23 protein-coding genes and 1 tRNA gene are annotated in these 21,146 nt (G+C 61.0%); 7 read left to right on the top strand and 17 right to left on the bottom strand.

Annotated features, from left to right (window positions below; all coding sequences use genetic code 11):
- The first annotated feature begins 55 nt into the window (after positions 1-55).
- Positions 56-1,303 (top strand): ROK family protein, encoded by a 1,248-nt coding sequence (locus tag AC0L25_RS05860; RefSeq protein ID WP_473594614.1) that lies wholly within the window; start codon positions 56-58, stop codon positions 1,301-1,303.
- 271 nt (positions 1,304-1,574) lie between these two features.
- Here AC0L25_RS05860 and phoB read toward each other — a convergent pair whose 3' ends face one another.
- The 6 genes from phoB to AC0L25_RS05890 form a co-directional block, all read right to left on the bottom strand.
- The gene (phoB, locus tag AC0L25_RS05865; protein ID WP_023822590.1) at positions 1,575-2,264 is read right to left on the bottom strand and encodes a phosphate regulon transcriptional regulator PhoB; all 690 of its coding nucleotides are present in this window, start codon (positions 2,262-2,264) and stop codon (positions 1,575-1,577) included.
- Between the two features lie 16 nt (positions 2,265-2,280).
- Positions 2,281-2,988 (bottom strand): phosphate signaling complex protein PhoU, encoded by a 708-nt coding sequence (gene phoU / locus AC0L25_RS05870; protein ID WP_473594615.1) that lies wholly within the window; start codon positions 2,986-2,988, stop codon positions 2,281-2,283.
- Between the two features lie 38 nt (positions 2,989-3,026).
- Complete coding sequence (pstB, locus tag AC0L25_RS05875) at positions 3,027-3,842, bottom strand: phosphate ABC transporter ATP-binding protein PstB (protein WP_352953351.1); 816 nt, start codon at positions 3,840-3,842, stop codon at positions 3,027-3,029.
- A gap of 13 nt (positions 3,843-3,855) precedes the next feature.
- The gene (gene pstA, locus AC0L25_RS05880) at positions 3,856-5,469 is read right to left on the bottom strand and encodes a phosphate ABC transporter permease PstA (protein WP_473594616.1); all 1,614 of its coding nucleotides are present in this window, start codon (positions 5,467-5,469) and stop codon (positions 3,856-3,858) included.
- On the bottom strand, positions 5,462-6,850 hold the full coding sequence (gene pstC, locus AC0L25_RS05885) for a phosphate ABC transporter permease subunit PstC (protein WP_473594617.1): 1,389 nt from the start codon (positions 6,848-6,850) through the stop codon (positions 5,462-5,464). Before pstC ends, pstA begins: the two co-directional genes overlap by 8 nt.
- A 120-nt stretch (positions 6,851-6,970) precedes the next feature.
- Positions 6,971-7,975, bottom strand: a complete 1,005-nt coding sequence (locus tag AC0L25_RS05890) for a PstS family phosphate ABC transporter substrate-binding protein (protein WP_473594618.1) — start codon at positions 7,973-7,975, stop codon at positions 6,971-6,973.
- A 1,659-nt stretch (positions 7,976-9,634) separates the two neighbouring features.
- Between AC0L25_RS05890 and AC0L25_RS05895 the strand changes: the two genes are divergently transcribed.
- A complete protein-coding gene (locus AC0L25_RS05895) occupies positions 9,635-10,519 on the top strand; it encodes a hypothetical protein (protein ID WP_473594619.1) in 885 nt (294 codons plus the stop codon).
- Between the two features lie 148 nt (positions 10,520-10,667).
- Here AC0L25_RS05895 and AC0L25_RS05900 read toward each other — a convergent pair whose 3' ends face one another.
- Together AC0L25_RS05900 and AC0L25_RS05905 are read right to left on the bottom strand one after the other, a co-directional pair.
- The gene (locus AC0L25_RS05900) at positions 10,668-11,558 is read right to left on the bottom strand and encodes a glutathione S-transferase family protein (protein WP_473594620.1); all 891 of its coding nucleotides are present in this window, start codon (positions 11,556-11,558) and stop codon (positions 10,668-10,670) included.
- Between the two features lie 26 nt (positions 11,559-11,584).
- On the bottom strand, positions 11,585-12,166 hold the full coding sequence (locus AC0L25_RS05905; protein ID WP_473594621.1) for a VOC family protein: 582 nt from the start codon (positions 12,164-12,166) through the stop codon (positions 11,585-11,587).
- Positions 12,167-12,416: 250 nt separating this feature from the next.
- Between AC0L25_RS05905 and AC0L25_RS05910 the strand changes: the two genes are divergently transcribed.
- Positions 12,417-12,863, top strand: coding sequence for an ATP-dependent DNA ligase (locus tag AC0L25_RS05910; protein WP_473594622.1), 447 nt, complete (start codon positions 12,417-12,419; stop codon positions 12,861-12,863).
- Between the two features lie 553 nt (positions 12,864-13,416).
- Here AC0L25_RS05910 and AC0L25_RS05915 read toward each other — a convergent pair.
- The 4 genes from AC0L25_RS05915 to AC0L25_RS05930 all read right to left on the bottom strand — a co-directional run bounded on the left by AC0L25_RS05915 (position 13,417) and on the right by AC0L25_RS05930 (position 14,939).
- Entirely contained in the window at positions 13,417-13,623 is a 207-nt protein-coding gene (locus tag AC0L25_RS05915) for a hypothetical protein (protein WP_352953342.1), read from the bottom strand.
- Positions 13,624-13,722: 99 nt separating this feature from the next.
- Complete coding sequence (locus AC0L25_RS05920) at positions 13,723-14,031, bottom strand: hypothetical protein (RefSeq protein WP_473594623.1); 309 nt, start codon at positions 14,029-14,031, stop codon at positions 13,723-13,725.
- Positions 14,032-14,346: 315 nt separating this feature from the next.
- Positions 14,347-14,721 (bottom strand): hypothetical protein, encoded by a 375-nt coding sequence (locus AC0L25_RS05925; protein ID WP_473594624.1) that lies wholly within the window; start codon positions 14,719-14,721, stop codon positions 14,347-14,349.
- A 20-nt stretch (positions 14,722-14,741) separates the two neighbouring features.
- A complete protein-coding gene (locus tag AC0L25_RS05930; protein ID WP_473594625.1) occupies positions 14,742-14,939 on the bottom strand; it encodes a hypothetical protein in 198 nt (65 codons plus the stop codon).
- A gap of 61 nt (positions 14,940-15,000) precedes the next feature.
- On the opposite strand from AC0L25_RS05930, the gene AC0L25_RS05935 reads away from it, so the two are divergent.
- On the top strand, positions 15,001-15,150 hold the full coding sequence (locus tag AC0L25_RS05935; protein WP_473594626.1) for a hypothetical protein: 150 nt from the start codon (positions 15,001-15,003) through the stop codon (positions 15,148-15,150).
- A 129-nt stretch (positions 15,151-15,279) separates the two neighbouring features.
- On the opposite strand, the gene AC0L25_RS05940 is transcribed toward AC0L25_RS05935, so the two are convergent.
- The 3 genes from AC0L25_RS05940 to AC0L25_RS05950 form a co-directional block, all read right to left on the bottom strand.
- Positions 15,280-15,354: transfer RNA gene (locus AC0L25_RS05940), tRNA-Glu, on the bottom strand.
- A gap of 90 nt (positions 15,355-15,444) precedes the next feature.
- Positions 15,445-15,852, bottom strand: coding sequence for a VOC family protein (locus AC0L25_RS05945; RefSeq protein WP_473594627.1), 408 nt, complete (start codon positions 15,850-15,852; stop codon positions 15,445-15,447).
- The gene (locus AC0L25_RS05950) at positions 15,849-16,241 is read right to left on the bottom strand and encodes a fimbrial protein (RefSeq protein WP_473594628.1); all 393 of its coding nucleotides are present in this window, start codon (positions 16,239-16,241) and stop codon (positions 15,849-15,851) included. Before AC0L25_RS05950 ends, AC0L25_RS05945 begins: the two co-directional genes overlap by 4 nt.
- A 26-nt stretch (positions 16,242-16,267) precedes the next feature.
- Between AC0L25_RS05950 and AC0L25_RS05955 the strand changes: the two genes are divergently transcribed.
- The 3 genes from AC0L25_RS05955 to AC0L25_RS05965 all read left to right on the top strand — a co-directional run bounded on the left by AC0L25_RS05955 (position 16,268) and on the right by AC0L25_RS05965 (position 19,379).
- Entirely contained in the window at positions 16,268-17,353 is a 1,086-nt protein-coding gene (locus AC0L25_RS05955) for an RluA family pseudouridine synthase (protein ID WP_473594629.1), read from the top strand.
- A 207-nt stretch (positions 17,354-17,560) separates the two neighbouring features.
- Positions 17,561-18,472: an RNA polymerase sigma factor RpoH gene (gene rpoH, locus AC0L25_RS05960; RefSeq protein ID WP_029348727.1), complete on the top strand. Its 912-nt coding sequence runs from the start codon at positions 17,561-17,563 to the stop codon at positions 18,470-18,472.
- A 493-nt stretch (positions 18,473-18,965) separates the two neighbouring features.
- Positions 18,966-19,379, top strand: a complete 414-nt coding sequence (locus tag AC0L25_RS05965; protein ID WP_473594630.1) for a hypothetical protein — start codon at positions 18,966-18,968, stop codon at positions 19,377-19,379.
- 19 nt (positions 19,380-19,398) lie between these two features.
- Here AC0L25_RS05965 and AC0L25_RS05970 read toward each other — a convergent pair whose 3' ends face one another.
- Positions 19,399-20,271: an MBL fold metallo-hydrolase gene (locus AC0L25_RS05970; RefSeq protein WP_473594631.1), complete on the bottom strand. Its 873-nt coding sequence runs from the start codon at positions 20,269-20,271 to the stop codon at positions 19,399-19,401.
- Positions 20,272-20,421: 150 nt separating this feature from the next.
- Positions 20,422-21,081 (bottom strand): peroxiredoxin, encoded by a 660-nt coding sequence (locus AC0L25_RS05975; protein WP_473594632.1) that lies wholly within the window; start codon positions 21,079-21,081, stop codon positions 20,422-20,424.
- Between the last annotated feature and the right edge of the window lie 65 nt (positions 21,082-21,146).

Raw genomic sequence — 21,146 nt, forward strand, 5'->3', positions numbered from 1 at the left:
ATTACCGACGGCTTCCGATCCATGAGCGGCCGCGGCAATAGGGAGGAAGCAAAGAATGTCGGTTGGAATCCGTCATGACGATTTGCGCCGGCGCAACCGGGCCATGGTGATTTCGGCCGTGCGCCGGGCCGGCCAGCCGTCGCGGACCGAGATCGCCGCAACCACCGCCCTCAGCCATTCGACCATATCGGCGATCTCTTCCGACCTGATCCAGGAAGGCATCCTGACCGAGATCAAGGCGAGCGAGACCGTTTCGATGAAACGCGGCCGACCGCAGGTCGGCCTCAGCCTCAATCCGGAAGCCGCTGCGGTCTTGGCGGTCGTGTTGTCGCTGAATTTCCTGTCGGTCGCCGTCATCGACTATGCCGGACAGGTGGTCGCCGAGGAACAACGCCGGCTGGACACGCTGACCATGTCGCGCGACGAGCTGATCGGCGAATGTGTCGCCATCGTCCGGCGGCGGCTCGAAGACCCCGACCTCGATGTCCAAAGCGTCGCCCGCATCGCGCTGGCGATCCAGGGCATCACCGATTCCCATGCGCGCGCCATGTTGTGGTCGCCGATCACGCCGCAGACGAATATCGCCTTCGCCGACATTCTGGAACGCGAGTTCGGCATCCCGGCCATCATGGAGAACGACTGCAACATGATGGCCGTGGCGCTGCGTTGGCGCGACCCGGATCGCTACCGCGATGATTTCATCGCCATCCTGCTCTCGCATGGCATCGGTATGGGGCTGGTGCTGAAGAGCGAACTGTTCACCGGCACCCATTCCTCAGGCGGTGAATTCGGCCACATGATCCATCGGCCGGGCGGCGCGCTTTGCCGCTGCGGGCGGCGTGGCTGCGTCGAGGCCTATGCCGGCAACTACGCCATCTGGCGCAACGCAAGGCAATTGAGCGAGAACGCCGAGCCGGTCGCCGATGTCAGCGACGCCGCGATGCGGGCACTGGCGGCCCGGGCGCGCCAGACGGACGGACCGGAGCGCGAAGCCTACCGCAAGGCTGGCGAAGCACTCGGCTTCGGGCTCGGCAGCCTATTCGCGCTGATCGATCCGGCGCCGGTCGCCATGGTCGGCGCCAGCGCTGCCGCCTTCGACCTGATCGAGCCGGCCCTGCGCGAGGCCATCGCCCAGACCGCCGGCGGCCAGCATTCGGGTTCGATTTCCTTCGACACCGAGCCGAACGAACTGCCGCTGATCCGCGAAGGCTGTGCCATGCGGGCGCTGAGTTTCGTCGACCAGGAGATTTTCGCGCCGGGCATCCAGGCGCGAGCCGGCTCGGTCGGAAAGAACGTGGCTTGAATTCGAAGGCAGGGATCGCCGGATCGCGACTTGGGGATGTGTTGAGATTCAGGTCAGGCCGAGTCGAGAACAGTGGGTTCCGAGAACCGGAGCGGAGCGTACTTTTGGGTACGTGAGCCCGCGCATGACCCCGAAATCGAGATCGATTTCGGAAGGGTCATGCGCAAAATCAAAGCTCTACAGCGTCCTTTGCGCGCCCAACAGGGGCGCGCGGCGCTGTAGGTAAGCGCAGGAAGCCGCCGGTCGCAGGCCGGCATCACCTGAATATCAGCTAGTCTTCCCTGATCGCATAGCCCGCGCCGCGGATGGTGCGGATGACATCGGGCATGCGACCATTGTTGACCGCCTTGCGCAACCGTCCGACATGGACGTCCACCGTGCGCTCGTCAATGTAGATCGTCTCGCCCCAGACATTGTCGAGCAACTGGCTGCGCGAGAAGACCCGACCCGGGTGCCGCATCATGAATTCGAGCAGCCGGAACTCGGTTGGCCCGAGCCGGATCTCGCTCTTCTTGCGATAGACCCTGTGCGACTCGCGATCGAGCACGATGTCGCCGACCTTCAGCACGCTGGACAGCACTTCGGGCTTGGCGCGGCGCAGCAGCGCCTTGACCCTGGCCATGAATTCCGGTGTCGAGAACGGCTTGACCAGATAGTCGTCGGCTCCCGTGGAAAGGCCGCGCACCCGGTCGCTCTCCTCGCCGCGCGCGGTCAGCATGATGATCGGCAGTCGCTCGGTTTCGGGACGCACCCGAAGGCGCCGGCAAAGCTCGATGCCGGAAACCGCCGGCACCATCCAGTCGAGCACCAGCAGATCGGGCACGTTTTCCTGCAGCCGGATTTCGGCCTCGTCGCCGCGCGTCACCACCTCAACCTGATAACCTTCGGATTCCAGATTGTAGCGAAGGAGGACGCCCAGCGGCTCTTCGTCCTCCACCACCATGATGCGCGGCGCGATCATCGGCCGGTCACTCCTGTCATGTCGCCGACGCCGACATGGTCGTTTCGTCGAGCTTCGGGCGATCCGCCGGCAATTGCTGCCCGGTCACGACATAGTAGGCGTTTTCGGCGATGTTGGTGACATGATCGCCGATACGCTCGAGATTCTTGGCGCAGAACAGAAGATGCGTGCAGGCGGTGATGTTGCGCGGATCCTCCATCATGTAGGTCAGGAGTTCGCGAAAAACCGCCGTGTATTTCACGTCGATCTTCTGGTCGTCGGCGCGCAGTTCTTTCAACGCGCCGGCATTGCGCGCCACATAGTGCTCGACCACGCCGCGGAGCTGCACAAGAACGAGATCCGCCATCGCGTCGATACCGTGCGACAGATTACGCGGCGTGGCGCTCTGCCCGACTGCGCTGACCCGCTTGGCTATGTTCTTGGCCAAATCGCCGATGCGCTCGAGATCACCGGCCATGCGGATTGCGCCAACCACGGCGCGCAGATCTTGCGCCATCGGCTGCCGCTTGGCGATCAGCGTGATCGCACTATCGTCGAGTTCGCGCTGCCGCGCATCCATGATGGCGTCGTCCGAGACGACGCGCTGCGCCATCGCATTGTCTGACGCAAGCAACGCGCGGATCGAGGCTGCGACCATCGCGGCGGCGAGCTCGTCCATGTCGCGGATCAGCCTGTCGATGTGCTCCAGTTCCTCGTCGAAAGATGCGACGGTGTGTTCACCCATGATACTGTCCTCGTGTTCGAAATTCGCCGCCGGACCGCTCAGCCGAACCGGCCGGTGATGTAGTCCTGGGTGCGCTTGTCGTCGGGATTGGTGAACATCTTGTCGGTCGCGCCCTCCTCGACCAGATAGCCGAGATGGAACATCGCCGTGCGTTGCGACACGCGCGCGGCCTGCTGCATCGAATGGGTGACGATGACGATCGTGTAGTTCTGGCGCAGTTCGTCGATCAGTTCCTCGACGCGGGCGGTGGCGATCGGATCCAACGCCGAACAGGGCTCGTCCATCAGGATTACTTCCGGCGACACGGCGATGGCGCGCGCGATGCACAGGCGCTGCTGCTGTCCGCCGGAGAGGCCGGTGCCCGACTCGAGCAGGCGATCCTTGACCTCGTTGAACAGGCCGGCCTTCTTCAGGCTCGATTCGACGATGCCGTCCAACTCGGCCTTGCTCCTGGCCAGGCCGTGAATGCGCGGACCGTAGGCGACGTTTTCATAGATCGACTTCGGAAACGGGTTCGGCTTCTGGAATACCATGCCGACGCGAGCTCGCAGCTCGACGACATCGATTTTCGGGTCGTAGACATCCTCACCGTCGAGCGTGATCTTGCCGCTCACCCGCGCGATATCGATGGTGTCGTTCATTCGGTTCAGGCAACGCAGGAAGGTCGACTTGCCACAGCCCGATGGGCCGATCAACGCTGTCACCTGGTTCTCGCGGACATCGAGATCCACGTCGAACAGAGCCCGCTTCTCGCCGTAATGAACGGAGACCTTTTCGCCCTTCATCTTGATCGAAGGGGCGTTGGTTCCGCTGCTCAGTTTCTGTTCGACGCCGGCTTCCGTCATGATGTTCATATCCTCTACCCCCTTACCAGCGCCGCTCGAAGCGCCTACGCAGTATCACCGCAATGGCGTTCATGATGACCAAAAACAGCAGCAGAATCAAAATCGCCGCCGAAGTCTTCTGCTGGAATCCAGCTTCCGGGAAATCGGCCCACATGAATATCTGCACCGGCAGGATCGTCGCGGGATCGGTAAAGCCGCCGGGAATGTCGACGATGAAGGCGACCATGCCGATCATCAGCAACGGCGCGGTTTCGCCCAGCGCATGCGCCATTCCGAGGATGGTGCCGGTCATGATACCCGGCATCGCCAGCGGAAGAACGTGATGGAATACGGTCTGGACCTTGGACGCTCCGATGCCGAGCGCCGCCTCGCGGATCGACGGCGGCACGGCGCGCAGCGAAGCGCGCGAGGCGATGATGATGATCGGCAGGGTCATCAGCGCCAACACCATGCCGCCGACCACCGGGGCCGAGCGCGGCATGCCGAAGAAATTCAGGAATACGGCAAGTCCAAGCAGGCCGAAGACGATCGAAGGCACAGCCGCCAGATTGTTGATATTCACTTCGATGATCGTCGTCAGCCGGTTCTTGGGCGCAAATTCCTCAAGATAGATCGCCGCCGAAACGCCGATCGGAAAGGCGATGGCGAGCGTAACGATCATGGTCAGGAACGATCCGACGACCGCGCCCCAGACACCGGCCAGTTCCGGCTCGCGGCTTGCGCCGGTGAAGAAGAAGATCGAGTTGAACCGGCTTTCGATCTGGCCGGCGCTCTTCAGCGTGTCGAGCCAGACGATCTCCTTGTCGGAAATCTTTCGCGATGCTTCCGGCGTATCGATGACGCGCAGGAATGCCTGGCCGCTCGCGGCGGGCGCCGTGCTGTCCAGCGCCTCGATCACCGTGCCCTTTGCGACCGCCGTTCCGTTGGCGCCAGGCGACAGCGCGGTGAGTTTGACCGTGCCGCCATTGAACGCGACCAGCAGCGACGACGCGCCGCTCGTCAGCGTGAGCGTGCCGTTTTCGCCCTCGGTCGCACCATGGCCGCGCGCCAGCGCCAGCATGGCATCGTCGCCGAAGGTCAGATCGATGTCGCCGCTGGTTTCCGAAGGCGTGACGCTTGTCGAAATCGCTTCGTCCGAACCGACGTCGGCAAGCAAACCTTTGAGATAAAGGTCGGCAAAATCGTCAAGTGGAACGGCATAGTCCACCGTTCCTCCGAGCATCCCCGGATCAGCCGCAATATCCTTGCGCAGGAAGACGCCTGTGCCGGTGGAAATCAGCCCGCGCAGCAGTCGCTTGTCCTGACGGCTCGTAATATCCGGAAATCTCGCCCTAAGCGCTTGCTGAGCGATGGCATCGTAGTTGACGGCATCGAGTTTCGCGGGGTCGACCTTGGCCGCCGAGAGATCGATCGGCAGCGTCAGATAATTCTGCCGCAACGCCGGGATCGCCTGCGTGACGATCGTCGACAGGAGCAGCACAAGGAATAAGCCGGCCAACGCGACGGCTGCGGCGCCGAGCCATTTGAACCATGTTTCGGTGCGGTAACGACCTTTCAGCCGCGCCTTCGCGGCATCGTCGGTATGAATGCTGACCGGCCGTCCGACGGCGCCGAATGACGAGATCGCATCAGTCATATTGCTCTCGGTATTTCTGGACGACGCGCAAAGCGACGATGTTGAGGGTAAGCGTGATGCAGAACAGCACCAGGCCGAGTGCGAAGGCTGCAAGCGTCTTGGCGCTGTCGAACTCCTGATCGCCCACCAGCAGCGTCACGATCTGCACGGTCACGGTGGTGACCGCTTCGAGCGGGTTGGCCGTGAGGTTTGCCGCCAGCCCCGCCGCCATGACCACGATCATTGTTTCGCCGATTGCGCGGCTGACGGCAAGCAGCATCGCCGAAACGATGCCCGGAAGGGCAGCAGGAAGGACCACCTTGCGGATGGTTTCCGACTTGGTCGCGCCGAGGCCGGCGGAACCGTCTCTCAGGGATTGCGGAACGGCGTTGATCACATCATCGGAAAGCGAGGAAACGAAGGGAATGATCATGATACCCATGACCACGCCTGCGGCGAGCGCAGATTCGGACGCGACGTTGAGGCCCAGGCTTTCGCCGATACCGCGGAAGTAGGGCGCAACCGTCAGCGCGGCGAAGAAGCCGTAGACGACGGTCGGAATGCCGGCGAGGATTTCCAGAACCGGCTTTGCCACCGCGCGGACGCTTTTGGAGGCGTAATCCGAAAGGTAGATCGCAGCCATCAGCCCGATCGGCGCAGCCACCAGCATGGCGATGAAGGTGATGAGCAACGTGCCGGCAAAGAGCGGCACCATGCCAAAAATGTCCTCGTTGACCGCCCCGGCTTCCGCTCCGGCGCCGGTGAAGGCGCTCTGCGGCGACCAATGCGTGCCGAACAGGAACTTGTAGAACGGCACCTGTTGGAAGAACCGCAGGGATTCGAAGATGAGCGAGAGAACGATGCCGACCGTCGTCAGGATCGCGACCACCGAACAGGCGATCAAGAATGCGCGAAGAACGCGCTCGACCACGTGGCGCGCCCGGTAGGCCGGTGCGATGCGCGAATTGGCCCAGTAAAATCCGGACGCGGAAAGCACGAGCGCGACGGCCCAGATGATCCAGGAGCTGGTCGTATGGATCGATTTGTAGACGGCGGCAGCCGCCTCTTTCGTGGGATCGGCGAAGCCTACAAGCCCGCCAAAGGCCATCGCGCGAGCGTCGCGGATGAAAGCTTCGACCTGCGGAATGCCCATTCCCGACAATTCGGTGGAGAAGCGGTCGGCAATGATCGACGATTCAATTCCCGGCGTGACCAGCGACCACAACAAGATCGCAAGCAGCGCGGGACCGGCAGCAAAAAGCGCCAGAAACATGCCATGTTGGCCAGGCAGCGAATGCAATCGCGCGACGTCGCCATTGACACTGGCAATGGCGCGTCTCCGGCCGATCAAATAGGCCGCAGCTGCCAGAACCAGCAGAAGAACAACGAGATAACCGACCATGATTCAGGACGTCCCCTCGACCGCCGGTCATTCACCGGCTCAAAGCACGGGACCTTGGTCCCGCGCTTTGGGCTTTAGAGCATGAGGGTCAGAGCGAATATACGCCCGGACCCCGAAACATCAGGAGCCCATGCCCTTCAGGGCCTTGGCGTTTTCGGCCCATGTGGCGCGCTCGGCGTCCGGCAGCGGGATCAGGCCCTTGTCGGCCAGATAACCATCAGGACCCCATGCAGCCTCCGAGGTGTACTCGGCGATGAACTCCTGCATGCCGGGGATGACGCCAACATGCTCTTTCTTGGCATAGACATAGAGCGAGCGGGAAACGCCGTAATCGCCGGATGCGATGTTCTCGAAGGTCGGCTCGACGCCGTCGACCTTGTGGCCCTGCAGCTTGTCAGCGTTCTGGTCAAGGAACGAGAAGCCAAAGACGCCGAAGGCATTCGGGTTGGCTTCCAGCTTCTGGACAATCAGATTGTCGTTTTCGCCGGCTTCGACAAAGGCGCCGTCTTCGCGGATTTCGCCGCAGCCCTTTTCATTAGCCGCCTTCACTTCTTCCTGGCAGGCCGCATCCATGACGAGTTCAACGAACGCATCGCGCGTGCCAGATGTCGGCGGCGGGCCAAGCACCTCGATCTTCGTCGCGGGAAGCGACGCATCGACATCCGACCAGTTCTTGTAGGGGTTGGCGACGATCTTGCCATCAACAGCGACGTTCTTGGCGAGTGCCTTGAAAATCTGTTCCTTGGTCAGATCAACGACAGTCCCTGCCTTCGAGTTGGCCAGTACGATGCCGTCGAAGCCGACCTTGATCTCGACCGGCGTCACGCCGTTTGCCTTGCAGGTCTTAAGCTCGCTGTCCTTGATGGCGCGCGAGGCGTTGGTGAAGTCAGCGGTATTTTCGCCGACGCCCTGGCAAAACAGCTTCATGCCGCCGCCGGTGCCAGTCGACTCGACGACCGGGGTCTTGATCTTTCCGCTCTGGCCCAGCTTTTCAGCGACAGCCGTCGTGAAGGGGAACACTGTGGACGAACCGACGATTTGAATCTGGTCGCGCGCGGCGGCATAACCAGCCGACGCGGCGAGCGCAAGCGCCGCGGCCGACGTCGTAAGGAGGAATTTTTTCATGTGGCCTGCTCCTGTTCGGAAAATGGTCTCTCGGCGCCATTCCTTCGGCGCCCGCTGAGGCCAATAGCCCCCGATTATTACAGTCACATGACAGTTTGATGTCAGCCCGGTAACCGCCGCACAGCCATGTCGAAAAGGAAGGGACGCGGGTCTCGCCGGCACAGCCGTGGTTTGTCGCTGGAATCAGCAGCTTGCACGATTTGCAGCCGGCATTTGTCCTCGACAGGCGAGACAATGGCGCCAAAAAGAAAATCCGGGCGGGAGCGCGTTGCATGCGGCCAAGGAGGTCATGGCCGCGCCATCGCCGAAACAGGTCCGTTGGGGTAAATCTGACCCTGCTTCTTGCCGGCGGTCGCTGCTCCCGCCCGTAACTGGAGGAGCGGAACTCGAATGCGCTTATTGTCCCAACCGGACGCACGCTTTGGTATGGTGCGATCGCACCATAGTCTTGACGCAATGCGTCGCCGAATCGGCTGAACCCTACAGCCTGACAGGCCTATCCCGCGTTGCGCTGGATTTCTGCGTGCGCCGACTTTTTTGAGCAAGGTCCTTCTGGGGCTAGTGGGCTTGGGCAGGTTGGTCCATGCCCGCCTCCAGTCGCGCCAGGGAGGCTGCCACACTTTGATTTTGCGCATGATCCCAGAGAAATCGATTCCGATTCTCCGGGTCATACGCTAGCCTTGCCCGCAGTGTATTCCGACGGTTGTCGGTAGAACCGAAGCCGCGTTACAAATCCCGCAAGGTATTGCCGATGTTGGGACGGATCCTGCCTTTTTTCCTATGCCCGATGCTGCTGTTGGGGAGCGGCTGCTCGCGTAGCTACGACGGCACCGTCGTCATTCCAAGGCCGCTCGATGTCCGGCGGTTCTGGGACAGGCCGCAGCAGCAGGCGCAAGCCGAACAGCCGCAGTTGCTGCAGAGCGATGTCTTTCCTGTGGCGCCCGAAACGCCTGAAAGAGCGGCGGTCCGCAGAATCAGCGCCCCCGTGGCGCGGAGAAGGCAAATCACCAGGATTTCCAAAGTTCCGCCAACGCCGTCATCCCAGCCGGCAAAACCGCTCACCTGCAGGAACGTCAGCCAACCCGGAAAACGGGTCCGCATGGTCTGCGAATAGCCGGCCGGCATTGAAAAGGACGGTAGCCAAAATATCCGTCCTCAAACGTTGCTGCGCGCCTGACACAGCGATTCGGTCAGACGCACACGTGATTGCCGAGAGCATGAGTTGGCCGGGCTGCCCGATCGGCCTTACCGCCAGCCACGTTGAACCTTTAACCGGCCTTCGACGTTAAACGGCTATTGCTGCGCCACCCCGATGTTGGAAGGCTGATGGCCAATCGCCTAGTCAGGCCACGGTTCCGGGAACAATCGCCCTTGAAACAAAAAGGCCGGCACATGGCCGACCTTTCCTTCCACCTCGACCGCGCCAGTACATCCGTGGTCACGAGTTGGAGGTGAATTGCCGATCAGTAGATAGGGATTTGGTTAACGAGTCCTTAACAGAAGGGGAGCTGCTCGACGACGCGCATAGCCAATCTGATTTGCGTCATGATGAGTGTGGAAAGTCGTCTTAAAAAGCAGCACGGACTATTAATCGTTGTGCACCAACATGTTGGTGCGCGAGATATATCTAAGTAACTATCGTATTCTGGAAGTCGATTTATGGCCGTACTCGGCGCCCTCCCTCCCGACGTTGTCTGTCGACCAATTCGCGAAGCTGATTGGGAAGGAGTGGTCGACTGCCTGTGCCGGGGCTTTCCGAAGCGTGACCGCAGTTACTGGATACAGGCCCTGACCCGTTTGTCGCAGCGGCCTGCCGTCGCCGACTTCCCACAATACGGCCTGGCTTTGGAGAAGGCTGATCGGATCGTCGGCGTTGTATTGACCCTCTATACCCTTTATCGCGGGCAGGAAGGCGACGAAGTCCGCTGCAACCTTTCAAGTTGGTCCGTCGACGCGGAATGCCGTCCCTATGGCGCCAAATTGGTTACGACCATTCTCAGGCGAAGGGACGTGACCTACACGAATATTTCGCCGGCGCCCGCAACGTTAAAAGCCAACTGGGCGCTCGGCTTTCGCCCCTTCTCCACCGGACAGTTTGCCTTCTTGCCGGCTTTTAGTTCGGCGCAGCGGTCATGTCGCGTGCTTGAAGCTCGTCCCGATCTTGCGGAAATGGCGATGCTGTCCGACAGTGAGAGATACATACTCTCGGAACACGCGGCACTGGGCTGCCTTTCATTGATTTGCATTTGCGACGGAGCAGCGTTTCCTTTCGTATTGATGCCGCGCCGCATATTGCGCAGTCTTATCCCATCCTATCAGATCGTGTATTGCCGCTCTCTCGCGGATTTGAGCCGGTGCGCCGGTGCCATCGGGCGCTTTCTCTTGCGAAGCGGCATCCTGCTCTGCGTCGTCGACGCCAAGGAGCCGATTGCAGGTCTGTTCGGGTGGTACCGCCCCAACAGTGGACTTAAGTACTTCAAGGGCCCCAGACCACCCTCGCTTGGAGATCTGACGTTCACCGAGCTTGTGATATTCGGTCCCTGAGCAACAAGCGCGCCGGCGACCCGATTTGCAACTGCCATGCCGATGCCTCTGGCCTATCCGGCGACCGGTCGGTGTCTCGGCCTATGACAGCATCCCTGCTGCATTGAGGGGCAAGCCCGATGCGGTCAACGCGGTCAGCCAAGGCGCCTCACGCCCCGGCCTGCGACTTCACATAGGCGATGTAGCCGCGCACGTCGGCGGCCGGCTCGGCATAGGCTTTGCCGAGCTTCTTCTCGATCGCCGCCATGTAGTCTTTTGTCCATTGGGGCAGCGCGTAGTCGATGACGGCCAGGAATTCGAGCGTCGCCGCCAGGCGGATGTCGGCGATCGACGGGTTGTTGCCGCCGATAAATGGCTTGCCGTTCCTGAAGAAGCTGTGAAAGACCTCCAGCGGCTCGGCAATTGCGGTCGCCGCGGCCTTCTGGGCTTCCGACTTTCTGTCGGGGTGGGCGTCGCTGTGACCAATCTCGCCGGCATATTGCGGGAAGTTCAGCGCAGGATAGGTGGCGCGCGCCACATAGGGGTAGAGCGTGCCGATCAGGTAGAACATGGCGCTGTCGATCATTGCCCGCTTGGCCGGCGCCTTGGGATATAATTTCTCCAGCCCATGCTTGTTGGCGAGATACTGCATGATGGCGCAGCTTTCCCACAGGACGCCTCTCGGCAAGCCCTTGTCCTCGATCATCGGCGTCAGATGGGCCGGGTTTCGCGCCATGTATTCAGGCGAGCGTGTGTGGCCCCATACGTCGGTCTCGGAATGATCGAGCCCGGCCGCGCGTGCGAACACCCGCACGCTCATATTGTTGACGCTCGGCTTCAGCATGCTGAGCGTCAGCGCGGGTTTTTTCGCTGATTTCGCTACGGCTTTCCGCGCTGACTTCGCGGATGCCTTGCCTGAAGGCTTTGCGGCGGCTTTCGCTGCCGGCTCGGCGGAAGCTTTCGCCGCCTTGGCTGCAGGCTTTGTCGCGGCCTTGGCAGCTGGTTTCGTAGTGGCCTTGGCGGCCGGCTTCTTCGCACTCCTCGTTGTCGTCTTTGCCATTGTGTCCTCCCTTGTTTGGCCTGTCGTCAGTATGGATTTTTCGGCGCGCGGTTCTCCGACAAGGTCGCGCGGGAGCGCTCGACGAACGCCTGGATCGCGTCGGCAAGATGCACTTCGGCTATTGCGTAGTCGCCGCGCGCGACGCGGATCTTGTGCGCCTGCATCAGCACGTCGGCATGGGTGAAGCCCGCCGGCGGCTCGAAACGGTAGGAGGCGAGCTCGATCAGCAGGCCGAGCGGATCCTCGAAATAGATCGAATCCATAAAACCGCGATCCTTGACGCCGCTGTGCTTGATGCCGCGCTCGTCGAGCCGGGCGACCGCCTGCAGGAAAGTGACCCGCGACACCGCAAAGGCGATGTGATGGACGCAGCCCGTATCGGTCGGCGTGCGCCGCTTGACCGGCGTGCGGCTCTCGTCGGTGAAGATGGTGATCAGCCGGCCGTCACCCGGATCGAAATAGAGATGGCTTTCGCTGGCTTTGTCGAGATTGGGCTGCTCGAAGATGAAAGGCATGCCAAGCACGCCTTCCCAGAAGTCGATGGAGGTCTGACGCCCGGCACCGACCAGCGTGATGTGATGGACACCCTGCGATTGCAGTTTCTGCATTTGGCCCTCTCTACGATCTTCTCGTCCCCGAGGCGAGCGTTGATCTATTCGCTGCACGACAGATTCGTCCCGGCGGCGTTCTGCGCACCGTCCTGGACCTTTAGCCCCTGGTTACATGACGCGATGCTAATTCAATTGGGGGTGCCGCGCCAGAAGCGGCGACTCCGGCCACGACCGACGGCGATATCCGTGACGCAAATGTTTTGAAATCCTTGGTACGCCCAAGGGGAATCGAACCCCTGTTCCCGCCGTGAGAGGGGCGTCTACTGAGACCAAGCCAGTTCACCTTAACGGCCACGACCTGCGCGACACGCCCCTGGAGCATCGGCGCGAGCTGCTTGCTGGTTTGATTTCGGCGGGAAGTCGCATCCAATTCAGTCAGTCTCTTCCGAGGGAAGCCAAAGCAATCTTCCATTTGGTTGATCAAGCCGGTCTGGAGGCGATGGTCTCGAAGCGCTGTGGCAGCAGGTATCGCAGCGGGCGGTCGATCAACTGGCTGAAGGTGAGGTGCTACACCGTCGACGAATATGAACTGCTGGGCGTCGAGCGTGAGGCTGGCAAGCCAGCATTCGCCCTCATGGGGAGATCGGCACGCGCAAATATGTCGGGTCGGCTTTCATCAATTCAAGCCGAGCGATCCGCGAGCGGCTATGGAAGCGAGTCCAGGAGCATGCCGGGCCGCCGCCGAAGGGCATGAAGCGGCCGGCAACACAGTGGGTTAAGCCGGGGATCAAAGCGCGGGTGAAGCACCTCAGGGGCGAGGAAGATCTTCGGCACGCCTCGCTGCAGGATTTCTGGGACGAAGGAAGTTAATGCGCTCCGCCGGCTTGTGACGGAATGAGCACCCGCGGTCAGAACTTCTTGCACAAATGGCTGAGCAACGGCCTGCCTGAGAGACCATCTGCCTGCACAAAAGGTAGCATCGTCAGCTCCAGATGAACGCGAGGAAGAAACCGGCAATAGCAATTGCCGAGATGACATTGGGCCATACGGCATCGTGGGCCGGTTTGGCTGGCTTGTACCTGTGCCCCGTGCGGGGGAGCAGGTCCGGATCGTAGCGCACGTGGCGCTTAAGGTCGTATTTGATTGGCCGTTTCATCGCGGGCCTGACCACCAGCGAGCTTAAGAGGAGGCGCTGTGCTGGCTGACTAAAAACTTGCGCTCAAGGCAACGGAATAACATCATTCGAACGAACACTGTTCGTCATGACGAGTAGGGAAGTGAATGCGGTCGGCGGCGCTTTCAAAGCTCTAACCGCGCGTCCTGGCTTTCGGTTCTGGCGCGCTTTCCGACGGATTTTCAGTCAACTTTTCAGATCGCCGATCCCTTGCCAACAGGGATTTCTTTTTTCTCGCCGGCAGCTCATCGCGATCGCCCTCAGCGGTCGCGCGGCCATGCTTCGCGGCAATCGCGTAGTCCGCTCTGTTTGTTCGATAGTCTTCTTTTTGCACAGACATGTCCTCTCTCCCGTTCCAGAATATTAACGCGCCGCCACAGCAAGCAGTTCCGAAAGCAGAATTCAGAACGCATATGAAGAAGGGTGAGGTACGATAACTTTAATCCACCATGTCACGCAGCGACTTTTTGCGCTTCGGCGGCCTGTACTTCTCGACCAGCCTGACCTTGTCAATGTCTACCGTCACCAGCGGTCCCATGTCGATGGTCACCCTGCCGCCTTCCTCGTCTATGCGCGTGATCTCTCCGGCGAGCTCGGTCTGCTGCCCCTTCTTCACCTTGGTATGATCGATGATCGAATGGGGGAAGCCATAGCTCGGGATGGACACGCTTACGCGGTCCTCAGTGACCCGCCTCCGGACGGTGGCCGTGATCGCCACCTGATCTCCAATCCCAATTCCCCGCGCCATTCCATGAGTCTGGGGTGGGCAGGGCCTTAGTCAAGAGATTGCTAATATAGGTGACCGCTTCATCCAATCGATGGACGAAGCCCATCAAGGGCCGGTGCTATTTTGATGCATGTCGCGACCTTACTTTCCCCCGAGCCACCTTGCTATTGCTATCCTCGCGATCAGCGTCGGCTATGCCGAAGCCGCGGACCGCAAGGTCGAAACCGCGACGCTCGGGACGTACGCCAATTCGAAGAGCCTGCCGGTTTGCACCGCGTCAAACTCACTCTTCGAAGTGCTAGGTGACAAGTGTTTTCTCGTCAAAGGTTCGATGATCTATGGCGACATCGCGGAGCTGTCCCAGATAGTCACTTTGGGCTGGTAGCCATGAGACTCGCGACCCTCCACCTTGAAACTGCGAGATACGGCGACGTTTATCGCGCCGCAAAGCTCACGCGGCTGAGGCAGCAGGTGATCCGGCACATCAAGCGCACTGACGCCTCGGCTCAAAAAGTCGAGCAAGCGCTGGCTAGGTTGGCCGAAGCAAACGCACCCATGGACAGGCTCGCGCGGCATCAGTAGGGCCACGCTCATGGCACGATTCCGCATCGGCACGATGTGCGGCGGGTTGTTCGGTTGTTGCATGTGGCGTTCCTCCACATCCGTTTCGCGATGCCTTGGCGGTCGGGCGTGCTTGAGGGTGTAGGCCACTGCTGCGACGCTCCCTACATCTAGTTGTTTTCGATGATGCCGGCTCCGCCGTCGGTCAGGCGAGGCGCCGGCGCCGACTTCCGCAGCCTCGCACCGGTGCCTTCGCCATTCGTTATATCCACATTGTGCGCAGTGTAGGATGCGGGCAGCGAAGGATGGATACCGCTTTCGAAGGCGGCTCTGGCAGAAGCCGTAACGAAGAGGGAATCGGGCTTCATCGATTCACTCTTCCCGCCGCCACCGCCAAGCAAAAACAAGCACCGTCCGCCCCAGGAAGGCATGCGCGAGGACAAGGCATCTCTCGATGAAGGCGAGGTCGTGCTGCATTGGCCGGAGAATTTGTCGGCCGACAGCGTTCGAGATTTTGAGTATTGGGTCGAGGGGATCATTCGCCGCGCCAAACGTCGTGACGGAATCGACGATAAATAGTCGAGGACACCCGGATAGATGGTGCGATAGTGGCGAGTGAGTTCCCGATTGATATTTGGTCGGATATTTGTTCCATCGGAACGGTTCGTGACCATTCGGAAAAAGATAAAGCGATTTCAGGTAGTTAAGTGGTACGCCCAAGGGGAATCGAACCCCTGTTCCCGCCGTGAGAGGGCGGTGTCCTGACCGCTAGACGATGGGCGCGTTCAAGAACCGGCGATATAGGCTGACGGCTGGGAAAAAGCAACTGGGCTTCGGAAGGTCGATGGTGACGGAAAAATATCCGTTGCAAGCTTACCGTTTTGGCTCGATCAGGTCCCAGAGATTTCCATGGAGATCGGCGAAAACCGCCACTGTTCCGTAGGCCTCGTGGCGAGGTGCCTCGCGGAATTCGATTCCCTTTTCGAGCATCGCCGTGTGGTCGCGGACAAAATCGTCGGTTTCAAGAAACAAAAAGACGCGGCCGCCGGTCTGGTTGCCGATGCAGCTTGCTTGCGCCTGATCCGACGCTTCCGCCAGCAGCAGCCGCGCGCCCTGTCCGTCTGCCGGCGCCACCGTGACCCAGCGCTTGCCGCCGCCAAGATCGACGTCTTCGGTGAGCAAAAAGCCCAGCCTGTCGACATACCAGGCGATCGCCTCGTCATAGTTTCTGACCACGAGCGCGACGGTGGCGACGCGGCGATGTTCGGCGAAATCAGTCATTTGTTGCGGATCGAAAAGCGACCAATGATGCGGCGCTCAGTGATATCGTAGACAAAAATGGCGCGGCTGCCGTCGGCAAGCTCCGCATCGATGGCGACGCGGTTGCCGGAAAGCGACTGGCTGATGACCTTGGCGCCGACCGGCAGCACGATGTCGCCGGTCAGCGGCTCGCCTGATGGCACCTGGATGTCGCCGGCAAGTGATGGACTATTGGGCGGCGAGCTGGCTGGCGGCGCGGTGCGCGTTTTGTAGACAAGGGCCGCGATCACCACCATAAGGGCAAGGAACAGCAGGCCGAGATTGATGGCGACGAAGCGGACGAGCTTCTTGCGCACCTTTTCAACTTCGGGGTCGAGCGGCTTTTCCTCGTCTTCGTCGGCAGCAGCCATGGCAAAACATTCCGGAACGATTTTCGATGAGCGCTCATAACGAAGAGGCCCCCATATTGATAGAGGATGGATTGATAGGGAATGGATCGCCAGTTGGGGGATCGGCAAACGGGGGAGCGACCGTGCTGGAAGCGGGTCCCGATGCGGCCGGCCAGCGGCTCGACCAATGGCTGGCCGGCAAGCTCGGCCCGGACATGTCGCGCAGCCGGGTGCAGATGCTGATCAGGCAGGGCGCGGTCAAGATCGGCGGCCAGCCGGTCAACGAGACGAAGCGCAAGATGGCGGCCGGTGACCGCGTGTCGGTCGACATGCCGGAGCCGGAGCCGGCGGAGCCGCAAGGCGAGAACATCCCGCTCGACGTCCTCTATGAAGACAACGAATTGATCGTCATCAACAAGCCCCCGGGGCTGGTCGTCCATCCCGGTGCCGGCAACTGGACCGGCACGCTGGTCAACGCGCTGATCCACCATTGCGGCGACAGTCTTTCCGGCATCGGCGGCGTGCGGCGGCCCGGCATCGTCCACCGCCTGGACAAGGAGACCAGCGGCGTCATGGTCGTCGCCAAGACCGACCGCGCTCACAAATCATTGTCGGAGGCCTTTGCCGACCACGGCCTGACCGGCGATCTCAAACGCGCCTATCTGGCGCTGGTCTGGGGCATACCGATGAGGCCGACAGGCACGGTCGACGAGCCGCTCGGCCGCGCCGCCGACCGTGTGCGCCGTGCCGTGGTGCCGGAGGGCCGCGACGATGCCCGCCATGCCGTCACCCATTTCACCGTGATCGAGCGCTTTGGCGAGCAGCAAAAGCAATTTGCCACGGCAAGCCTGGTCGAGTGCCGGCTCGAGACCGGCCGCACCCATCAAATCCGTGTCCACATGGCCCATATCGGCCATCCAGTCCTCGGCGATCCCGAATACGGCCAGGCCTTTCGCAGCAAGGCGAACCGGCTGCCCGAGCCGCTGACGGGCCGGGTGAAGGCCTTTCCGCGACAGGCTTTGCATGCCCGCCTCCTTGAATTTCGGCATCCGACCAGCCATTTAACGATGAGGTTCGAGGCGCCTGTACCGAGGGACATGGAGGAACTTGTGGACGGCTTCCGCAGACTCTGAACCGGCTTCATCCATTCAAAACCAGATCGGCAAAAACCTGACCCGCGTTGTTCACTTTGGCGTGACACACTGTTTCGTGTTGAACCAATGCTGTCCTTTCTGGTTTTGTTCCTATATACATCCGCTGTCGCGAACGAGCCTTTTGGCGTTCGCGATATATGCCCGCCGCGTTTCGGGGGCACCACTCCAAGAGAGAGGGGCGCTGTCATGGCCCAGTCACTACCCAGTATCGTTTCCGGCGAAGGCGGCCTCAGCCGCTACCTGGAAGAAATCCGTCGCTTTCCGATGCTTCAGCCGCAGGAAGAGTACATGCTCGCCAAGCGTTATGCTGAGCATGAGGACACCACGGCTGCACACAAGCTCGTCACCAGCCACCTTCGGCTCGTCGCCAAGATCGCCATGGGCTATCGCGGCTACGGCCTGCCGATCGGCGAGGTGATCTCGGAAGGCAATGTCGGTCTGATGCAGGCCGTCAAGAAATTCGAACCGGAGCGCGGCTTCCGGCTCGCCACCTACGCCATGTGGTGGATCAAGGCCTCGATCCAGGAATACATCCTGCGCTCGTGGAGCCTGGTCAAGATGGGCACGACCGCCAACCAGAAGCGCCTGTTCTTCAACCTGCGCAAGGTGAAGGGCAAGATCCAGGCGCTCGACGACGGCGACTTGAAGCCCGACCAGATCACCGAGATCGCCACCCGCCTCAACGTGTCCGAAGCGGAGGTGGTGTCGATGAACCGCCGCCTGTCGGGCGACGCCTCGCTCAACGCACCGATCCGGGCGAGCGAAGGTGAATCAGGTGAATGGCAGGACTGGCTGGTCGACGACCACGAAAGCCAGGAAGAGGCGCTGATCGAGCAGGACGAGCTGGAAAACCGGCGCGGCATGCTGTCCGGCGCTCTTGCCGTGCTCAACGAGCGCGAGCGGCGCATCTTCGAGGCGCGGCGCCTGGCCGAGGAGCCGCTGACGCTGGAAGAGCTGTCGGCCGAGTTCGACATCAGCCGCGAGCGCGTGCGCCAGATCGAGGTGCGCGCTTTCGAGAAGGTGCAGGACGCGGTCAAGGCCGCAGCCAAGCGCCAGATGCAGGCGCTGCGCACCATCGAGGCGCAGCCGGCGGCATAAAGCTTCCGACGGAAACAAATAACGGCGGCGTCAGGAAATTGGCGCCGCCTTTTTTTATGGGTCCTCCGACGCCGGGAGAACTGTCCATCGGTACAATATTCTAGCTAGGATTGCCGGTTCCGCCGCGCCTTCGCGAACGCCCAAACCGTCGCCCTAAGCCGCTCAATCATCGATGTGATCAGCCTGGCCGGCTCATAGTGGCACTATAGCAATTTTCCCCAAGCCCTGGAAACCGCAACGCTGCAAATTGTGGCGGCAATGTTCCGGCGCCGACACGCTTCTGTCGCGAAACTCCACAAGGCGGCGCTTGCGGCGGGCGGGCGACAATGGGCCGTCGGGGCTGCGCTGGGCCAGTTGAGCTCGTCTATTTGGAACCAAAGGCAGTATGACGATGACCATTTCTCCGTTTCTCACTGCTCTCGGATCCGAAGGTCCCCCAGCCGACCGAGCGAAAGACATGGACCTGTATGGATGGCTAATTGGAAGCTGGGAAATGGACACGGTCCACTATCGCGACGACGGCACGATCCAGAAATGGAATGGAGAATGCCATTTTGGCTGGGTGCTCGAAGGCCGCGCGATTCAGGACGTTTGGATCAGGCCCAAGCGCCCTGCGCCGTCCACAATGTATGGCACGACTTTGCGCATCTTCGATCCTGGAATCGATGGCTGGCACATCATATGGAACGACCCGCTCAACCGCGATCACTCACGCCAGATCGGGCGGGCCGAGGGTAAGGACATTGTCCAGCTCGGCAATGACTCACGCGGTCTGAAAACTCGATGGCGTTTCACTGAGATCACTGCCAACAGCTTCCATTGGATCGGCGAGGAAAAGCCTTCCGAGAGCGACCCTTGGCAAATCACCTATGAACATTTGGCCCGCCGAACAAAACCCCGGAGGTAGACTAGCTGGCGCCATCTCATCAAAGGCAATCGAGCGGAAATTTCAAATACCGGCGGCCGTTGGATTCCGGTTCCGGCAAGCGCCCGCCATTCATGTTGACCTGCAGCGCGTGCAGGATCAGCCTCGGCATCGGCAGCGTCCTGTCGCGCGCCTCGCGCAACGCCACGTAATCGGCCTCTGTCTTGCAGGCGGCAACATGGGTGTTTTTGGATTTCTGCTCCGCGACCGTGCTCTCCCACAAGGGTTCGCGTCCTCCCGTCTGGTAGTCATGACCGACGAACAGGCGTGTCTCGTCCGGCAGCGCGAGGATATCCTGGATCGAGCGCCAGAGTTGCGCGGCACTGCCGCCGGGAAAGTCCGCTCTCGCCGTGCCGCTGTCCGGCATGAACAGCGTATCGTGGATGAAAGCGGCGTCGCCGATCACATAGGTGATCGAAGCCAGCGTGTGGCCCGGCGAAAAGAACACCTTGGCCGGAATGGCGCCAACCGAAAACACCTCGCCGGCCGCGAATAGCTTATCCCATTGCGACCCGTCGGCAGGAAAATCCGGCCAGTTGTAGATCGCTTTCCACAATTTCTGGACGTCGATAATCTTGTCGCCGATTGCCGTAGGCGCTCCTGTCTTCTCCCTGAGATAGTGCGCCGCCGAGAAATGGTCGGCGTGCGGATGCGTGTCGAGGATCCATTCGACGACCAGCCGTTGATCTCTAATGAAGTCGAGCAGGGCGTCGGCATTTTTCGTCGCAGTGGCGCCGGACTTCTCGTCGAAATCGAGGACCGGATCGATGATTGCGCATCGTCGCGTCTGCGGGTCGGCGACGACATACTGGATGGACCCGCTCGGCTTGTCGTAAAAACCTGCCACTTGCAGCTTGGCCGATGTCGCGTCCAATCTCGGCTCCCTCAACTCCCACCCGGCAGGAATGGTTTTCCCTGCCGGGGTAAAAGAAGAGCATGGTCATTCGCCAGCGCCACGCCGTCAAGCACCGCATGCTTCGCCGAGGCAAAAAGGCCGAAAATCCTTCCGTGCCGCACTAGCCGCTCAAGCGGAGGGCTGCTTGGTCTTCCGAAGATACGGCAGGATCGTCTCGTAGGCGCCGAAACGCTTGATCGCGTCCTCATTGGAAACGGCGGCGGTGATAATGACGTCTTCACCCTGCTTCCAGTTCGCCGGCGTCGCCACCTGGTGCTTGGCGGTCAGTTGCATGGAATCGATCGCACGCAGGATCTCATCGAAGTTGCGGCCGGTCGTCATCGGATAGGTGAGAACCAGCTTGATCTTCTTGTCGGGGCCGATGACATAAACTGAACGCACCGTCGCGTTGTCGGCGGGCGTGCGCCCTTCCGACGTTTCGCCGGCACCCGCCGGCAGCATGTCGTAAAGCTTGGCGACCTTGAGATCCTTGTCGCCGATCAGCGGATAGTTCACCGAATAGCCGGTCGCCGTCTTGATGTCGTCCTGCCATCTGCCGTGGCTTTCGACCGGATCGACGGAAATGCCGATGATCTTGACGTTGCGCTTCTTGAACTCGCCTTCCAGCCCGGCCATCGTGCCGAGTTCTGTCGTGCAGACCGGGGTGAAATTCTTCGGATGACTGAAAAGCACTGCCCAGCCATCACCGATCCATTCGTGGAAGTTGATCGTCCCTTGCGTGGTTTCGGCCGTGAAATCCGGCGCGGTGTCGTTGATACGAAGGCCCATGACGTGTCCCTACCCTGATTGCAGATTGCAGCCGGCACCGCCGGCGCTGCTTCTGCCTTTCTACC

This window comes from Mesorhizobium sp. WSM4813 (genome assembly GCF_055811555.1).

Bases quoted from the DNA above. Each gene is read 5' to 3' on its own strand.
- AC0L25_RS05895 (WP_473594619.1), top strand. From the start codon at position 9,635: ATGGCCGTACTCGGCGCCCTCCCTCCCGACGTTGTCTGTCGACCAATT.
- phoB (WP_023822590.1), bottom strand. From the start codon at position 2,264: ATGATCGCGCCGCGCATCATGGTGGTGGAGGACGAAGAGCCGCTGGGC.
- AC0L25_RS05975 (WP_473594632.1), bottom strand. From the start codon at position 21,081: ATGGGCCTTCGTATCAACGACACCGCGCCGGATTTCACGGCCGAAACC.
- AC0L25_RS05945 (WP_473594627.1), bottom strand. From the start codon at position 15,852: ATGACTGATTTCGCCGAACATCGCCGCGTCGCCACCGTCGCGCTCGTG.
- pstA (WP_473594616.1), bottom strand. From the start codon at position 5,469: ATGACTGATGCGATCTCGTCATTCGGCGCCGTCGGACGGCCGGTCAGC.
- AC0L25_RS05930 (WP_473594625.1), bottom strand. From the start codon at position 14,939: ATGAAGCCCGATTCCCTCTTCGTTACGGCTTCTGCCAGAGCCGCCTTC.
- AC0L25_RS05900 (WP_473594620.1), bottom strand. From the start codon at position 11,558: ATGGCAAAGACGACAACGAGGAGTGCGAAGAAGCCGGCCGCCAAGGCC.
- AC0L25_RS05955 (WP_473594629.1), top strand. From the start codon at position 16,268: ATGAGCGCTCATAACGAAGAGGCCCCCATATTGATAGAGGATGGATTG.
- AC0L25_RS05965 (WP_473594630.1), top strand. From the start codon at position 18,966: ATGGACACGGTCCACTATCGCGACGACGGCACGATCCAGAAATGGAAT.
- rpoH (WP_029348727.1), top strand. From the start codon at position 17,561: ATGGCCCAGTCACTACCCAGTATCGTTTCCGGCGAAGGCGGCCTCAGC.
- AC0L25_RS05935 (WP_473594626.1), top strand. From the start codon at position 15,001: ATGCGCGAGGACAAGGCATCTCTCGATGAAGGCGAGGTCGTGCTGCAT.
- AC0L25_RS05915 (WP_352953342.1), bottom strand. From the start codon at position 13,623: ATGTCTGTGCAAAAAGAAGACTATCGAACAAACAGAGCGGACTACGCG.
- pstB (WP_352953351.1), bottom strand. From the start codon at position 3,842: ATGAACATCATGACGGAAGCCGGCGTCGAACAGAAACTGAGCAGCGGA.
- AC0L25_RS05890 (WP_473594618.1), bottom strand. From the start codon at position 7,975: ATGAAAAAATTCCTCCTTACGACGTCGGCCGCGGCGCTTGCGCTCGCC.
- AC0L25_RS05860 (WP_473594614.1), top strand. From the start codon at position 56: ATGTCGGTTGGAATCCGTCATGACGATTTGCGCCGGCGCAACCGGGCC.
- phoU (WP_473594615.1), bottom strand. From the start codon at position 2,988: ATGGGTGAACACACCGTCGCATCTTTCGACGAGGAACTGGAGCACATC.
- pstC (WP_473594617.1), bottom strand. From the start codon at position 6,850: ATGGTCGGTTATCTCGTTGTTCTTCTGCTGGTTCTGGCAGCTGCGGCC.
- AC0L25_RS05920 (WP_473594623.1), bottom strand. From the start codon at position 14,031: ATGGCGCGGGGAATTGGGATTGGAGATCAGGTGGCGATCACGGCCACC.
- AC0L25_RS05905 (WP_473594621.1), bottom strand. From the start codon at position 12,166: ATGCAGAAACTGCAATCGCAGGGTGTCCATCACATCACGCTGGTCGGT.
- AC0L25_RS05950 (WP_473594628.1), bottom strand. From the start codon at position 16,241: ATGGCTGCTGCCGACGAAGACGAGGAAAAGCCGCTCGACCCCGAAGTT.